General features: G+C 64.2%; 12 protein-coding genes. 5 read left to right on the top strand and 7 right to left on the bottom strand.

What is annotated here, in order from left to right; genetic code table 11:
* Positions 1 to 12 precede the first annotated feature (12 nt).
* From ACN9MY_RS14155 to ACN9MY_RS14135, 5 genes are read left to right on the top strand one after another with little or no spacing between them, the layout of a single operon-like run.
* Complete coding sequence (locus ACN9MY_RS14155; RefSeq protein WP_426323754.1) at positions 13 to 1,023, top strand: zinc-binding alcohol dehydrogenase family protein; 1,011 nt, start codon at positions 13 to 15, stop codon at positions 1,021 to 1,023.
* Positions 1,024 to 1,026: 3 nt separating this feature from the next.
* Positions 1,027 to 2,175, top strand: coding sequence for a mannitol dehydrogenase family protein (locus ACN9MY_RS14150; protein ID WP_426337498.1), 1,149 nt, complete (start codon positions 1,027 to 1,029; stop codon positions 2,173 to 2,175).
* Positions 2,172 to 3,113 carry a sugar kinase gene (locus ACN9MY_RS14145; RefSeq protein ID WP_426323130.1) on the top strand — a complete coding sequence of 314 codons (942 nt, stop codon included), beginning with the start codon at positions 2,172 to 2,174 and terminating at the stop codon, positions 3,111 to 3,113. Before ACN9MY_RS14150 ends, ACN9MY_RS14145 begins: the two co-directional genes overlap by 4 nt.
* The gene (locus ACN9MY_RS14140) at positions 3,110 to 3,952 is read left to right on the top strand and encodes an amidohydrolase family protein (RefSeq protein ID WP_426323128.1); all 843 of its coding nucleotides are present in this window, start codon (positions 3,110 to 3,112) and stop codon (positions 3,950 to 3,952) included. Before ACN9MY_RS14145 ends, ACN9MY_RS14140 begins: the two co-directional genes overlap by 4 nt.
* Positions 3,949 to 4,650, top strand: a complete 702-nt coding sequence (locus ACN9MY_RS14135) for a FadR/GntR family transcriptional regulator (RefSeq protein ID WP_426323126.1) — start codon at positions 3,949 to 3,951, stop codon at positions 4,648 to 4,650. Before ACN9MY_RS14140 ends, ACN9MY_RS14135 begins: the two co-directional genes overlap by 4 nt.
* A 3-nt stretch (positions 4,651 to 4,653) precedes the next feature.
* On the opposite strand, the gene ACN9MY_RS14130 is transcribed toward ACN9MY_RS14135, so the two are convergent.
* The 7 genes from ACN9MY_RS14130 to ACN9MY_RS14100 form a co-directional block, all read right to left on the bottom strand.
* Positions 4,654 to 6,009, bottom strand: coding sequence for an alpha-L-fucosidase (locus tag ACN9MY_RS14130; protein WP_426337497.1), 1,356 nt, complete (start codon positions 6,007 to 6,009; stop codon positions 4,654 to 4,656).
* Positions 6,010 to 6,018: 9 nt separating this feature from the next.
* The gene (locus ACN9MY_RS14125; protein ID WP_426337496.1) at positions 6,019 to 7,656 is read right to left on the bottom strand and encodes an alpha-L-fucosidase; all 1,638 of its coding nucleotides are present in this window, start codon (positions 7,654 to 7,656) and stop codon (positions 6,019 to 6,021) included.
* An 81-nt stretch (positions 7,657 to 7,737) separates the two neighbouring features.
* Positions 7,738 to 8,868, bottom strand: a complete 1,131-nt coding sequence (lldD, locus tag ACN9MY_RS14120; RefSeq protein WP_426337495.1) for an FMN-dependent L-lactate dehydrogenase LldD — start codon at positions 8,866 to 8,868, stop codon at positions 7,738 to 7,740.
* Complete coding sequence (locus ACN9MY_RS14115; protein ID WP_426337494.1) at positions 8,868 to 9,230, bottom strand: hypothetical protein; 363 nt, start codon at positions 9,228 to 9,230, stop codon at positions 8,868 to 8,870. The genes lldD and ACN9MY_RS14115 overlap by 1 nt, the downstream gene beginning before the upstream one ends.
* 50 nt (positions 9,231 to 9,280) lie before the next feature.
* Entirely contained in the window at positions 9,281 to 12,439 is a 3,159-nt protein-coding gene (locus ACN9MY_RS14110) for a TonB-dependent receptor (protein ID WP_426337493.1), read from the bottom strand.
* A gap of 37 nt (positions 12,440 to 12,476) precedes the next feature.
* Positions 12,477 to 13,754 carry a hypothetical protein gene (locus ACN9MY_RS14105; protein WP_426323116.1) on the bottom strand — a complete coding sequence of 426 codons (1,278 nt, stop codon included), beginning with the start codon at positions 13,752 to 13,754 and terminating at the stop codon, positions 12,477 to 12,479.
* 176 nt (positions 13,755 to 13,930) lie between these two features.
* Positions 13,931 to 15,853, bottom strand: coding sequence for a glycoside hydrolase family 97 protein (locus ACN9MY_RS14100; protein ID WP_426337492.1), 1,923 nt, complete (start codon positions 15,851 to 15,853; stop codon positions 13,931 to 13,933).
* Positions 15,854 to 16,006: the final 153 nt, after the last annotated feature.

Here is a 16,006-nt window from a genome sequence, read left to right as displayed (position 1 = left end):
AAAAGAACCATGATGAAAACCGTCGTATGCCAGTCGCCGGGCGAACTGGAACTGGTCGAGCGTCCCTTGCCCCAGCCCGCCGAAGGCGAGGTGCTGCTGCGCGTGCGCCGCATTGGCCTGTGCGGCACCGACATGCATATCTTCCGCGGCACCCAGCCCTTCCTCCAGTACCCGCGGGTCATGGGGCACGAACTGTCGGGCGAAGTGGTCAGCGCGCCCGCCGGCAGCGAAATGGCGCCCGGCGACCAGGTCTATGTGATGCCTTACCTGTCCTGCGGCGCCTGTGTCGCCTGCCGCCAGGGCAAGACCAATTGCTGCACCAATATCCAGGTGCTGGGCGTGCACCGGGACGGCGGCATGGCCGAGTACCTGGCGCTGCCGGAGCGCTTCGTGTTCAAGACCGACGGCATCTCCCTCGACGACGCCGCCATGCTGGAATTCCTGGCGATCGGGGCGCACGCCGTGCGCCGCGCCAATATCCGTACCGGACAGAATGTGCTGGTGGTGGGTGCGGGTCCGATCGGCATTGCCGCCGCCCTGTTCGCCCAGCTCCAGGGCGGCAAGGTGACCGTACTGGATGCGCGCGAAGACCGCCTGGCGTTCTGCAGCAAGGCCCTCGACGTGCCGCACACGGTCACCGTCGGCGAGAAAGACAAGGCCCGTTTGTCGGACCTTACCAAGGGCGATTTCTATGACGTCGTGTTCGACGCCACCGGCAATGTAAAGGCGATGGAACGCGGCCTCGAGTTCGTCGCCCACGGCGGCACCTATGTGCTGGTGTCGATCGTGCTGGACCGGATCTCCTTTGCCGATCCCGAATTCCACAAGCGCGAAACCAGCTTGCTGGGCAGCCGCAACGCCACTGCGGACGACTTCCGCACGGTGCTGGCGGCAATGAAGGCAGGACTGATTCCGACCGGCTTGATGAATACCCACCGCACCACCCTGGACGATTTCGTGGACGTGCTGCCGCAATGGATGGATCCCGCCGCCGGCGTGATCAAGGCCATCGTCGAGGTATAAGCCATGTCGACTCCAATCCTGCAATTCGGCACCAGCCGCTTCCTCCAGGCGCACGTCGACCTGTTCGTGCACCAGGCGCTGGACCAGCAGCGGGCGCTTGGCAAGATCACCGTGGTGCAGACCACCGGCAGCGTCCAAAGCGCGCAGCGGCTGTCGGCGTTCAACGCGCCCGGCGGCTACCCGGTGCGCATTCGCGGCCTCGAAGGCGGCGCCGTGGTCGACCAGGAGCACCGCGTCACTTCCATCGCAGCAGGCCTGCACGCGGACCGCGACTGGGCGGCAGTCCGGGCGCTGGCTGCTGGACCGGTGCAGGTCATCATCTCCAACACGGGCGACCGTGGCTACGAGCTGTCCGGGCAGGATGTCCCGGCAATGCTCGGCGCTGAAAAGCCGCCTCGCAGCTACCCCGCCAAGCTGCTGGACTTGCTGTACCACCGCTACCGCCACGGCGCGGCGCCGCTCACGCTGTATCCTTGCGAACTGGTGGCCAATAACGGCAGCGTGCTGCGCGGCCTGGTCTGCAAGCTGGCGCGCGAGTGGCAGCTTGGCGACGCCTTCCTGGCCTACCTGGAGGACACTTGCGTGTGGGTCAATTCGCTGGTCGACCGCATTGTCTCCGAGCCGATCGAGCCGGCCGGTGCGGTGGCCGAACCCTATGCCATTTGGGTCATCGAAGCGCAGGAAAACATGGTGCTGCCCTGCACTCATCCCCAGATCGTGCTGACCGACAAGCTGGAACCGCATGAACGGCGTAAGCTCTTCCTGCTGAACCTGGGCCACACCTTCCTGGCCGAACAGTGGCTGCAATGGGGCCGCCCCGACGATGAAACCGTGCTGCAGGCCATGTCCGATCCAAAATTGCGTGCGGAACTGGAGGCGCTCTGGGAAGAGGAAGTGCTGCCCGTGTTCCAGGCGCGGGACGAAGGCAATATCGCCCGCGCCTACCTGGCGCAGGTGCGCGACCGCTTCAACAATCCCTTCCTGGCCCACCGCCTTGCCGATATCGCGCAGAACCACGAGGAGAAGAAGCGGCGCCGCCTGCTGCCCGTGCTCGCGCTGGCCAACCGGATGCAATTGCCGCTGGCCCAGCCGCGCCTGCGAGCAGCGTTGCGCATTGCCGCTGCGCGGCCTGTGACGGATTACGCAGCGTGAACGGCGAACTCTGGTCGGCCGGCGAATGCATGCTCGAGCTGCGCCCACAGCCGAACGGTACGATCCTCCACGCGGCCGCCGGCGACAGCTACAACACGGCGGTCTACATGAAGCGGCTGGTCCCTGCCCTGCCGGTGCGCTATGTCAGCGCACTGGGCGACGACGCGATGAGCATCCTGATCCGCAACCACATGCACGCCGAGCGCATCGACGACAGCCTGGTCGAAACCCGGCCAGGCGGCACGCCCGGGCTGTATGCGATCGAGACCGACGCCGGCGGCGAGCGCCGTTTCGCCTATTGGCGCGCCCAGTCGGCGGCACGCTCCATGCTGTCCGCCGCGCACCTGGCGCAACTTGGCGCGGCGCTGGCCCAATGCCGCGTCCTGCTGGTAACAGGCATCACGCTGGCGATCCTGGACGATGACCGCCGCACGGCCTTGCTGGCCCTGGCCGAAACAGTGCGCTCCGCTGGCGGCTGGGTTGCTCTCGACAACAATTACCGCGCCGCCCTGTGGGACGCCGCCACCGCCGCCAAATGGATGGACCGCGCCGCACGCCTCAGCACCCACGCCCTGTTCAGCCTTGACGACGAAGTGGTCCTGCACGGAGCAGCCGATCCGGCGCGGGCGTTGCAGCGCATCGAATCGCTGGGCGTGCCGGAGGTAGTGCTCAAGCTCGGCGCCGGCGGCTGCCTGCTTGGCGGTTGCTGTGGCCGTGCTGCGCACGTCCCTGCAGTTCAAGTCCAGGCGCTGGACACCACCGCCGCCGGCGACAGCTTCAATGCCGGCTATCTCGCGCGGCGGCTGGCTGGCGCAAATCACATCCAGGCTGCGGAATTCGCCTGCGCCCTTGCCGCCACCGTCGTCATGCACCACGGCGCCATCATTCCGGCGCACGCCATGCCGTTCCTCCCCGACCCATTAAACTCCGGATCATGACACGCATCGACGCCCACCAGCATTTCTGGCAACTGGCCGCCCGCAACGGCGCCTGGCCGCCGCCCGGGCTTGCGCCCATCCACCGCGACTTCCATCCCGGAGACCTGTCCGCCCTGCTGCGCGAAAGCGGCATTGCCGGCACAGTGCTGGTGCAGTCCATGCCCAACGAGGCCGACACGCGCTACATGCTGGACCTGGCCGACCGCCACAATTTCGTGCAGGCCGTGGTCGGCTGGACCGACCTGAAAGCGCCCGATGCGCCGCAGCGCATTGCCGCCCTGGCGGCCCACCCCAGGCTGCGCGGCCTGCGTCCCATGCTGCAGGACCTGGCCGACGACAACTGGATCGACGATCCTGCCCTGGCGCCCGCGGTGGAAGCCATGCTGCGCCACGGCCTCGGTTTCGATGCGCTGGTGCTGCCGCGCCAGCTGCCTGCGCTATACGCTTTCGCACGGCGCTACCCCGCGCTGCCAATCGTGATCGACCACCTGGCCAAGCCGGCCATGGACGGCATGCCGGATGCGCAATGGCTGCGCGACCTGGCCCGCCTGGCCGTCCTGGCGCAAGTCGAGTGCAAACTGTCCGGCATGGTCACCGAAGCCGGCCCGGGCTGGACCGTGCAGCAGCTGCAACCCTATGCGAACCACGCGCTGCAGGTGTTCGGCGCGGAGCGCGTGATGTGGGGCAGCGACTGGCCGGTGCTGCGGCTGGCAACCGACTATGCGGCCTGGGTCGACGCCAGCGAAACCTTGCTGTCCGGCCTGGATGAACGGCAGCGGGCAGCGGTGTTCGGCAACAACGCCCGCCGCTTCTACCGAATCGAAGGAATGAAGACATGACCGACATGCAGCCATCGACGTCGCGCCAGCCGGAAACCCGCATGTATCGGGTGGTCGCCGAACGCATCCAGGAACTGATCCGGCAACAGGGTATCGCCGCCGGAGCACGCCTGCCTCCCGAGCGCGAGCTGGCCGCCATGCTGCTAGTCAGCCGCGCGTCCCTGCGCGAGGCGCTGATTGCCCTGGAACTGGGCGGCGTAGTCGAAGTGCGCGGCGGCTCGGGCGTCTACGTCAACCAGGATGCGGCATCGCCGGCCGCCGTACCGGAAGCCGGCCCGGGACCATTCGAGGTGCTGTCCGCCCGCAGCGTCATCGAAACCGAAGTGGCCGCCATGGCGGCGAAGAACGCCAGCGCGGCGGCGCTCGATGCCATCCTGGCCGCCATGCTGGAGATGGAGCGCAGCCACGAAGACCGCGCCACCAACGAACAGGCGGACCGCAACTTCCACCTTGCGATTGCGCGCGCCAGCGGCAATGCAGCGCTGGTCGGCGTCATCGATTATCTTTGGCGCCAGCGCAGCAACCTGTGGCATCGCCTCAAGGAACACTACCGAACCGAAGAACTGCGCAAAGCCACCCTGCTCGACCACCGCGCCATCTTCGACGCCATCGCCGCGCGCGATGCCGCAGATGCGCGCAAGGCCATGCGCACGCACCTGCAACGGGTGAGCCGCACCTTCGCCGGCAGCAGCGCCTGATCGTCAGTCGGCGCCGGCGACCATGCCAGGCTCGGCATCGGTTTCCAGCTTGATGACGGTATCGACAGCATCGCGCCTGGCGGCGTCCATGCTGACGACGATGCCGCTGCCGCTCTGGCTGAAGCGAACCGGCGCACCAGCCAGGGTGCTGGCCGAAACCACCTTTCCTGGCAAAGGAGGAAGCTTCAGGCTCTCGCCAGGCCAGGACAGCACGTGGACATAGACGTTCTTGCCGCGCATGGTCGAGCCATAGACGCCGTCAACAGGCTGGAAAGGTCCCGGCCGCGTGTTGTAGATGCTCTCCCCGTTGACGCGCATCCAGACGCCGATGCCTTGCAGCGTCCGCGCCTGGTTGTCCGGAATCCGGCCGTCCGCATCAGGCCCGATATTGACCAGGGCATTGCCATTCCTTACCACGGCGTCTACCACCAGGCGGATCACCTGGCCCGGCTCCATTGCATCGCCCGGCACGTAACCCCATGCCGGCCCGATCGAGAATGTCTTCTCCCAGGGTTTCTTGCGTATCGGTCCGGTGACCGGCTGGCCGCCTTCTTCGGTATCGAAGTCGCCCTGCCACCCCGAACGCGGATTGATCACGACCTTGGGCTGCAGCTTGCGCACTTGCGCATTCAGGATCTCCGGCTGCCAGAACCAGGCCGCATCGGCATCGCTGCCGCGATGCGCCAGCCAGCCCCCGTCGTACCAGAGGATGTCGATCTTGCCGTAGTTGGACATCAATTCGCGCACCTGGCCATACCCCTGCTTCTTCATCAGGGCCGCGTTGTCCGGCAATCCCTTGGGATCGAAATAGCCGGGGAAGCGCCAGTCCATGGGCGAATAATAGATGCCGACACGCATGCCCCGCCGCCGCACCGCTGCGACATAGTCGGCGATGAAGTCCTTGTGCGCTGCCGAGTGGCCGGAGTCGTAATTCCGGTAGCTCGTTTTGCTGGCGAACATGGCGAAGCCGTCGTGGTGCCGCGCCGTCATCACCATGTACTGCGCGCCCGCATCCTTGGCCAGCTGTGCCCAGCTGTCCGCATTGAAATGCTTTGGCTTGAATTGATTCGCCAGCCTGGCATATTCCTGGGGATCGACCTTGTCGTTGTGCATATGCCATTCCCCTTTGGCCGGAATGGCGTACAGCCCCCAGTGAATGAAGATGCCGAACTTCGCATCCTGCCACCAGCGCATGTCTTCCGCAGGCAGCCGCAATTCCGGAGCCAACTTGCCCGAATCGGACTTCGACTTCAGCGCCGAGCGCTCTTCATCCGTGGCGTTCGCAGGCGCCTGCTGGGCCAAGCCCTGCGCACAATGCAGCGACAGCAGGCAAGCCGCAGCCAATAGACCTTTCTTCATACCTCCCCTTCAGGTAATTTTCAGCGCGAAGGCATATGGCAGCGCCGACGCATTGGCCGGCAAGGCTACCTGCAAACCATCCGGCCCTTGCGTGAAGGCCAGCGCGCTCCCGCCCACCAGTTCAACCTGCGATACCGCCTTCGTCATCTGCGGGCTGCCGCTTTGCATGCCTTTGATGGCGACCTTGCCGCTGGCCGGCCAGCCCATAACGATGGCATACACCGCATCGCCCTTGGTCGTGAAGCGGATATCGTCCGAAGTGAACGGCTTGTTCTTGCCTTCATTGAAGCCAGGCCCGCTGAGCGGCGACGACTCGGCCAGCGACGGCCCTTCGCCAAACACCGACCATGGCCGCGTGTCGTAGATCGCCTCGCCATTGACTGCGAGCCAGCGGCCGATCTCCTCGACGATGGCGCGTTCCAGTTCGTCGATCGTGCCGTCGCCGCGCACCGGAACGCTCAGCAGCAAATTGCCGTTCTTGCTGACCACATCGATCAGGGTATGCACCACGGTTTGCGCGCTCTTGTAAGCCTTGTTGTCGTACACGCGCCGATCGTAATGCCAGCTACCGATGCAGGTGCAGGTCTGCCAGGGCAACGGCTCGATCACATTGCTCTGGCCCCGTTCGATGTCCCACACCATGGTCTTGCGCTGCTGTTCATCGAGTATCTTGCCGTTGACGACGGCGTCCAGCTTGCCCTTCCTGGCGATGCTGCGGTTATACATATGCGCCGCCATGCGCAGGCCGACATCGCTGACCGGCCAGAGCGGCAGCTTGCTGTCGTCGTAGTACACCAGGTCGGGGTCGTAGTTGTTGATCAGTTCAACGGTGCGGTCATACAGTTTCTCGCAGTAAGCCTGGTCGGGAACCGAGGCGCCGTTCCCCCAATCCCACAGTTCGTGGGTATGGCGGGTCTTGCTCAAAGCATGGTTCTGCGCGTACAAGGCTTGCGGGTCCAGTCCCTGCCACCACTTGCCCTTGCCGTCCGCTTTAGCCAATTTGCCGTCGTAGGGGACGCCGGCATATGGGCCGGTTTTATCGGCGCCCTGCGCAGTTTCGTACCAGGTCCAGGCATGCGCCGCGTGCACACTGACGCCGAAGCGCAAGCCGTGGCGCCTGGCAGCCGCGCCCCAGCCCGCGATCAGGTCCTTCTTCGGACCCAGCCGGGTCGAATTCCACTGCGGCTGGTGCTTGCTGGCATACAGGTCGAAATTGTCGTGATGGTTAGCCAGCGCCACAAAATATCTGGCGCCGGCCTGCTTGTAAAGGGAAACCAGCGCGTCCGGGTCCCAGCGCTCCGCCTTCCACTGGTGGATGACGTCCTTGAAGCCGAACTGCGATGGATGACCGTACTTCTTCAGGTGATATTTGTAGGCATCGCTGCCTTCTTCGTACATGCCGCGCGCATACCAGTCGCCGAATTCGGGCTCGCATTGCGGCCCCCAGTGCGCCCAGATACCGAACTTCGCGTTCCTGAACCAGTCCGGCGTGCGGTAGGCAGCCAGCGAATCCCAGTCGGGCTTGAAGGGTCCGCGCGCCATGGCTTCATGTTGCGGTGCACTGCCAGCCGCCGCCTGGCCGTAGCGCGCCACGGCCAATGCGGGAATGGCCGCGCCCAGGTGTTTCAGTATTTCCCGTCTCTTCACTATTCCTCCTGGATTATGTTTTGCATATATACTGTACAACGCAACTCGTGAAAAAGCAACGCCGGCCAAATCAGCTTCGCTTCAGGCGAGAATGTCGGCGCCGATATCGCGCACCGACTTCACGCCGGTGAGCACCATGCTGGTACGGATGTCTTTCTCGAGGATGGCAAGCAGGTTGCGCACGCCCGCTGCACCGCTGGTCGCCAGCGCGTAGACGAAAGCACGGCCAATGAGTACCCCGTCCGCCCCGAGCGCAAGCAGGCGCACCACATCAAGGCCGGTGCGCACCCCGGAATCGGCGAAGATGGTCAGGTCCCCTTTTACCGCTTCGGCGATGGCCGGCAACGCCCGCGCCGTCGAGAGGGCGCCATCGAGCTGCCGCCCCCCATGGTTCGAGACGACGATGCCATCGGCGCCGAAGGACCTGGCGTCGCGCGCATCCTGCGCGTCGAGAATGCCCTTGATGACCATCGGCCCCTGCCACTCGTCGCGGATCCATTGCAGGTCATTCCAGTCGATGCCCGGATCGAAGTTTGCGGCCAGCCAGCCCAGGTAATCGGCGAGGCCGGTGGGATTGCCGCGATAGGCCGAAATATTGCCCAGGTCATGCGGCTTGCCCAGCAGGCCCACGTCCAGCGCCCAGCGCGGATGCAGCATGGCCTGCAGCACCTGGCGCAGCGGGCCGTTGCGGCCGCTCATGCCGGAATGCGCATCGCGGTAGCGCGCACCGGGCACCGGCATGTCGACGGTGAACACCAGGGTCTTGATGCCCAGGTCACGCGCCCGTTGCAGGTAATCGCGCATGAAGCCGCGGTCTTTCAGCACGTACAACTGGCACCACAGCGGCCTGGAAGACTGTTCCGCCACTTCCTTCAAGGGACAGACCGAAACCGTGGACTGGATAAAGGGAATATTGCGTTCCGCCGCCACCCGGGCCGCCTGCACTTCCCCGCGCCGGGCATACATGCCGGTGAGGCCGACCGGCGCCAGCGCCAGAGGCAAGTCCTGCTTCACGCCGAACCATTCGGTGGACAGGTCAAGTTCCTCCGAGCCTTTCAGCACGCGCTGGCGCAGGTTCACCTGCTGCAGGTCGCCGACGTTCGCCCGCAACGTGGTTTCGGTGCCGGCGCCGCCGTCAAGGTAGTGGAAAAGGAACGGCGGCAGTTTGCGCCGCGCCGCTTCCCGGTAATCGGTAGCAGAAGAAATGATCATCACTTCTTGCCGGACAGTTTGACGACCGCTTCGTTATACCGCGCCTCTGTCTCGGCCAGGATGGTCCGGGACTGCAGCAGCTGCGTCTGCAACCGGGCCTGATCAAGCTCGCGCAGCATGCCGGACAATTCAGTCCCCTCCTGCGGCAACCACACGAGATCCGCTGTTTTACCGCCACTCGAACGGCTGCACACACGCCCGTTGAACACCGCACCCTCCGAGAACTTCTGGTCCTGGTAGAAGCAATATGCCTGGCTATCGGCAGCGGCAACCTGCTTGCCCGCCTTTTCTGCTGCCTGGGCATTGCAGGCCAGCGCTCCAATACCAGCGGCCAATGCGATCATCGAGGTGCGAATTTTCATGAGGTGTCCTTTCGAAGCCGCGCCGGCCCAGGGCGGCGCGGCGATCAGCGTCAGAAAGTATAACCTGCCGACACCCGATAGCTGCGGCCCGGGTCGTACCAGGAGCGGCCCATGTTGCCCGGGGCCTGCTGGTTGGTCTGCCGCGTCACGACATTGGTCAGGTTGCTGACGTTGAAGCTGGCCCACAAGTGCTCGCCGAAGCGGTAGTTGATACCGGCATCCCACTGGCCCACGGCCTCCTGCCAGACCGGCAGGCCCCAGCCCACGTCCGTCGGCGCGACACCGCCGTTGGCGGCAATGCGCACCGGATCGGCGCTGGTGCCCTTGTCGCCCGAAGCGCCGTACACACCGGTTGCCAGCAGCGTGCGGTCACGCCAGCTGTACGCCAGGCGCGCCGAGATCGGCCCGCGGTCGTACATGAATGCCGCGTTGAAGGCGCGCTTCGACATGTATGGCACCGGCAAGTCCTTGAACGGCAAGCCGTTGGTGTCGCAGCCATACAGGTTGCCGCCGATCGACAGGCTGCCTGCATTGCAATAAGGCATATTGAAGGGGTGATACAGCTCCTGCTTGCCGTGCGTGTAGGTGAAGTTGGCAGATACGCCAAACCCTTTCGCCCACTCCGGCAAGCGCTCGGCCAGGACGGGAAGCTTGTCCAGGTAGGTCAGGCCCGCGATCTCGACGCCGGCAAGCCAGAGCTTGGCGGCATTGGCCGGTCCCGTGATCTCGAAGTCCTGCTCGTTGCCGGCCGTATCCTTGATCGTCCGGGTGTAAGTCTCGGACATGATGATGTCCCTGACGTTCTTGTAGAACACCACGCCGGTCAGCGCCTGCCCGTTCTGAGGGTACCATTCCAGCGAAAGGTCGACGTTGTTCGCCTTGAGCGGCTTCAGCTTCACGTTGCCATCGTTCTTGCCGGTGTAGGTGACCATGCTGATGTTCTTGCCGCCGCTGTCCATGGTGACGTTCTGGCTCAGGGTGATGTACTCCTGCAGCTGGTCGAAGCCGGGGCGGTAGATACCGCGCGACAGCGCCAAGCGCGATTGCAGCTTGTCCGTCAGGTTGGCTTTCAGGTTCAGGCTCGGCACCACGTCGATGTGATTCGACTTGAGGTCCATCGGCTCGTCGATCGTGCCGAAGCGCGGCAGGCTTGGCGGGGTCGAATCGCTATAACTAGGCTTGAACACCGTATAGCCATGCGCCACCGTGTTGGTACGGATCACGCGCACGCCGGCATTGCCTTCCACCGGATATTTCCAGTCGTCGAAGCCGAAGCGCAGGCTGCCATACAGCGCTTGCGTGCCTTCGCTGTGCTCACTGACGTACTTCGGCTCGTCGCTGAAGCTATCGCGTACCCAATCGCTGCCCATCTGCGAGCAATCGGTGCTGGTGCCCTTGATCGCATTGGCGTCCTCGCAGTTATAGCGCAGGGCGGTCAACAATTTCTGGTAGGCGGCCGGCTTGTCCTGGATCAGGGCCCGGGTCGGCACCACGATCGTCGGCGGTGAGCTCATGCGGCCATTGAAGAAGTTCGGGAAAGCGAAGGTTTCGACGCTGCCGAGCGCCGCATAGCGCGGGTCGCTCAGGTAGCCGAAGTTGCTGCGCTGCCAGCCCAGGTCGGCCGGGTTGGGCAATTGCCCCGCCACCTTGGTGGTCGCTACGCCCCATTCCTCGGAGAAGGACTTCCAGCCGGTCCCGGCGTTCTTGTCTTTCCTGGAAGAGCGCTTGGTCAGGCGCATGCCGAAGCGCACGTCGCGCAGGACCGGGTGGTCGAAGACATATTTGCCGTCCACCTTCCACGCATACAGGTCCGCCTTGGCCTTGTTGACGTCAGGCTGCGAAATGTCCCAGTAATAATTGGCGGGATCGGCCAGGAAGTTGCGCGCCTTCTCATCGAAATTGAACGCAGGCCGCGCACCGGAAACGTCCACACCCATGCTCGGCACGAAGGTGCCAAGATTGATCATGCCGAAATCGCCCGAATTGGTGGAGTGGACCCACTGCAGGTCGTTCTGGAACGACCAGCGCTCGTTGGCCTGCCACTTGAAGTTCCAGGCCAGCTCGCGCGTGCGCCCTTTCACGTCGCTGTAATTGCGGGTAGTGCCCATGCGCAGGCCGCCCTCGGCGAACTGGTTTGCGCCCTTGCCGCCGATCGGATAGCTCAGGATGCCGGACTGGAAGACGCCATTGCTGTCGTACTTGGCGTCCGCATATTTCGTCAGGTAGGGATCTTCGCCCCCGGTAAAAATATTGTTGCCGAAGTTCGTGGAACGAAACGCAGAGTCGAAATAGGTCAGCGACGATTCCTTGCCGTTCTTTTTCCACTGCAGGGCGCCGTAGAAGCCCTTGCGTTCAGTCTCGCCTGTGCTGGTGCCCCAGGACGCGCCCACCGGCACCCACACAGTCCGGCCGGGAACCAGGTTGCTCCTCGGGTAATAGACGGATTGGTCGATCGAGTCGTAACGGCTGGTGGTCTTGCCGTACGACAGATCCACCAGCGCGCCGAACTCGCCCATATCGGTTTGCCAGCGGTTCGAGTACAGGCCGGAATAAGCCGGCGAGTTTTTCTTGCCCAGCACCGCGTAGTTGTCCGATACGGTCAGCGCGCCGCTCTGGCCCTTGGTGTCGAACGGCAGCCGCGTGCGCAGGTTGACCTGGCCGCTGATGCCGCCTTCAATCAGGTCGGCGGAAGGGTTCTTGTACACGTCCACGCCCGCCATCAGTTCCGGCGGCACGTCGCCCCAGCTCAGCTCACGGCCGGGCCAGCCCGCCGAAAAGGTTTCGCGTCCGTTCAGCGTGGAGGAACCCCAGGACAGGCCGCGCACCTGGATGCCCGAGCCTTCCACGTCGAACCCCAGCCCATTGGCCGCCAGGTTGGCGCCGGTACGCGTGCGGTTGCGGTCCATGGTGACGCCCACCACGCGCTGCAGCACTTCGGTAATCGATTTGTCGGGCAGCTTGCCGGCTTCGTCGGCCACCACCGAGTCGACGATCAGTTCAGACTCCTGCTTGATGCGCTGTGCGGTTTCGACCTGGCGGCGCTGGCCGGTCACCACCACCACTGCCGGAGTGTCCTTGGCCGCCGGCTCCGTTGCTTGGGCCTGGGCCTGCGCGGCGCTGCTGCACAGCATTGCAAGCTGCGCTGCGGCGAAAGCCAGCGCGGTCATCTTGAGTGGCTGCCTGGCGTTCGTTGTCTCTATTCTCTTCATTATATTTATCCTGTTATCTGCTTTGCTTGCTGGCGCATCACTGGAAGGTAATCGGGCCGGTCAACGTAATCCGGGTCGGATAGGTAGGCTTGTCCAGCGGAGTACTGGAAACCGAAACGTTCATGCTGTCGGCGTTGAACGAGACCTGGACGATCGGGTAGTCCTGCAGCTCATTCCAGGTGTTGATGTCGCTCAGGCCGCACGACTCGGCGACCGTCACATCGCGCAAGGAGACCGTGTAGTCGGTGGCGTCGGTGGTGGCGGGCCTGACTTTCGAGCGCAGCGTCACGTTGCAGGCGTCCTTGCCGTTCTTTAGCGCAAAGTGGCCGAGGACCAGGTCGACGTTGACAGTGTTGTTGCCGGTGTTGATCCATTCGGCGTTCTGAGCGATCCGGAACTTCATGGACGCCTGCGAGTCGATTCGCACGCCGCTGATCATCGGGCCGACTTTGGAGATTTCCTTCAGGCCGGCGCCCAGGACATGCAAGCCGTAGTAGCCGCCAATCCAGCTGCCGTCGTTCGGCTTGTCCAGCTTGACGTTGAAGGTGAACCTGAGATTGTTGCCGTCTTCCGACAGGACCTGGTCGCACCAGCCATTGCACCACCAGCCGTTCAGGTTCACGCCCGCGTAGCCGTTGATGGTTCCGCCTTCCTTGGTGGTCGAGGCGTCCTTGAAGCCGCTGAAGTGCGTCAGTACCGGCGCCTTTTCGGTACCGATCGGAATATTCTTGACCATGGTCGCCGTCGCATAGATATCGCCGCCGTCCGACTGGGCGGTGATGGTGCACAGGCCATTGCCAACCTTGGTCATCGTGCTGCCGCTGACGGTGCACACGGTTGGCGTGCTCGATGAGAAGGTGACGGGCCGGCCTAGGTCGGACACTGCAGCCAGTGCCACCGGCTGCGAATCAAGCGCCTGCGCTCCCGGATTGCGGAAGGAGACCATATGCGGCCGCTTGGGAATCACGAAAAGCTGGCGTTGCGAAACCGGGGCGTAGCCTTCGAACCCGGCCTGGGTGGCGGTCACCGAGCACTCGCCCGCTTTCAGCAGCGACAGCTTGTCGCCGCTCACCGAACAAACGTCCGGCGTGTTCGAAGTGAACGTGACCGGACCGCCGGAACTGGCGGTCGCCTTCAAGGTAGTACTTGCCACTTCAGGTGGAATGGCGACTTCGGTGCCGCCCGGGAAGCTGAAAGCCATTGTCTGCACTGCTCCGCCATCGCTACCGCCGCCACCGCCGCCGCAGGCGGCCAGCATCGCGGCACAGGCAATGGCGAATGCTGAATTCTGGTACCACATCGTTTGTCTCCTCATGGAATATCCCCTGTTTGCTGCTTTTGTTTAAATTGTGCGTCCCCCGCGACGGCCGCAGCCATTCGCGGGTTCACTATATATTGCAAACATTGGTACTCGGCCGCAATTGCGATAATTCGCAAAACGATGGATGAAATTCAACACCCCCGGCCATGCGACCGGCGTGCTGCCTTTGCTCAAGGCAAGCGCTCGATGATCGCAACCGCGCCGCCAGCCCCTGCCAGCCGCAGCGACAGCACATCGCGTGAAGTCACCTCGCGCACAACGCGATGCACCGCGTTCGGCGCGTCGCCGTCTTGCCACACGGTGGCGCGGTAGCGGCCTTCTGGCAGGAAGCCGAGCGCCACGCGCTCGACCCGCTCGCCCTCTTCCGCGCTCATCGCCCCCAGGTACCAGCTGTCGCCTTTGCGCCGCGCCAGCACGATGTCCTGGCCCGGCGTGCCGGACAGGAAGCGCGTGTCGTCCCAGGCGGTCGGCACGCGCTGCACGAAATCGAAGCCGTCGGCATCCTGGTATGCGCCGGGATCGTCCGACACCATCTGCAGAGGGCTGTCGTACACCACGTACATGGCCAGCGCCTGGCCCCGCGTGGTTTGCGCCTGCGGGTTCACCTCGCGCACGGCGAAGCTGGCAGGCGTGCCGTTGCGGAAGCCGCCCGGCGTGTAATCCATCGGCCCGGCCAGCATGCGGGTATAGGGCAGCATCAGGTTATGACGGGGCGTGATGCTCTTGTCCATCTTGTTCCACTCGGCGCCGCGCACGCCTTCCTGGGTAATGAAATTCGGATAGGTGCGCTGCAAGCCGGCCGGGACATAGGCGCCGTGCAGGTCCAGTAGCAGCTTGCGCCTGGCCGTCGCCTCCGCGACCCGGTAGTAGTACGCCACAATATCCTGGTCGTCCCGGTTCATGAAATCAATCTTGACGCCCTTGATGCCCCAGCGGGCATAGGTGTCCAGCACTTCATCCATGCGCTGCGCCACGTGCTCCCAGTGGGCCCACAAAATCAGGCCCACGCCTTTGGCGGCCGCATAGCGCACCAGTTCCGGCATATCGATGCCATCCGCCGCGCGGGTGATATCGGTGCCCGGCAGCGCTATCCAGCATTCCGGGCCGCTGCCCATCGCCCAGCCGGCATCGATCAGGTAGTACGGCAATCCTGCGGCGGCGGCGAAATCGATGAAGCGCTTATAGCTCGCCATGTCCGGCTTCATGCCGGCCAATGGGCCCGAATACCAGTCCCAGGCTGCCTTGCCCGGCTTGACCCAGCTGAAGTCCCCTGCCGGCGCCGGATTCAGGTTGCCGACCAGGTGCGAGCCGATCAAGTCGCCGACGCGGTCTCCCATCATCACGACGCGCCAGGCGGTGGCCAGTCCTGCCTGCGAGACGAAGGCCGGCGCGCTGCGCTCCGGAGGCGCCGACAGCCGCAGCTTCAGGGCATTGCCCTCGCGGACAAGCGATGCGCCGGTGTAGCCGCCCAGGTTCGACTGCGTGATGGCGTAGGCGGTTCCGCTGGAAGGCGCGGTGCACACTACCGGCACGTCGTACGCCTGCCCGGCGCGCAGTTGCGACAGCTGCATGCGCTCGAACGATGCTTCGTGTGCCCGGTCCGCTACAGTCACCAGGCATTCCGGATCGCCTGCCGGAACGAAGGCCGTCTTTTCCCCGCGCAGCCGCACCGGCTCAGTACTATCGATACGGTATCGGAAGGCCACGCCGTCGTTATAAGCCCGCAGGTCGATCGACAAGCGGCGCCCTGCAGCTCCCCGCTCGCGGAACACCAGCGTCGCACCGCGATAACGGTCCGCCGCTTGCGCCGACTTGGTAGCGATCAGCGGAATGACCTGGTCGACTTTGACGTCCTTGCGCTTTTCCAGCACGAGCGCGCCCAGTTCAGGGACGCCATCGAACTCCAGTCCGATCGGCGACGGCGCAATCACCGCCTGTCCGCCGCGTGAAACGCTGAAGCGGCTGGCATCCCGTTCGATCCGGATTGCCGTTCGCCCATCCGGCGACGAAACGATTAACGGTGCAGCCGCGGCGCAAGCCGGCGGCAAGAATGCGGACGCGATCAGCGCTACAGGCAAGGATGTTTTTATCATGTCGATTCGGGGCAAGATTGGCGGTAGGCTGGATTGTGCAAGCAACGGCACACGCCAAACAATTGCGAAATTCACCGAGCCGTACAACGATATTTCAGGCTGGGGCCCGCGCACTCGGCGTTGACAGCAGCAGCTTGCGCGAATGATAATGAG

The organism is Pseudoduganella sp. R-31 (assembly GCF_049913235.1).
In the GTDB taxonomy this organism is placed as follows: domain Bacteria; phylum Pseudomonadota; class Gammaproteobacteria; order Burkholderiales; family Burkholderiaceae_D; genus Rugamonas.
Note: the sequence above shows the minus strand (reverse complement) of the source record. Positions and strands in the feature narration are given on the sequence as shown.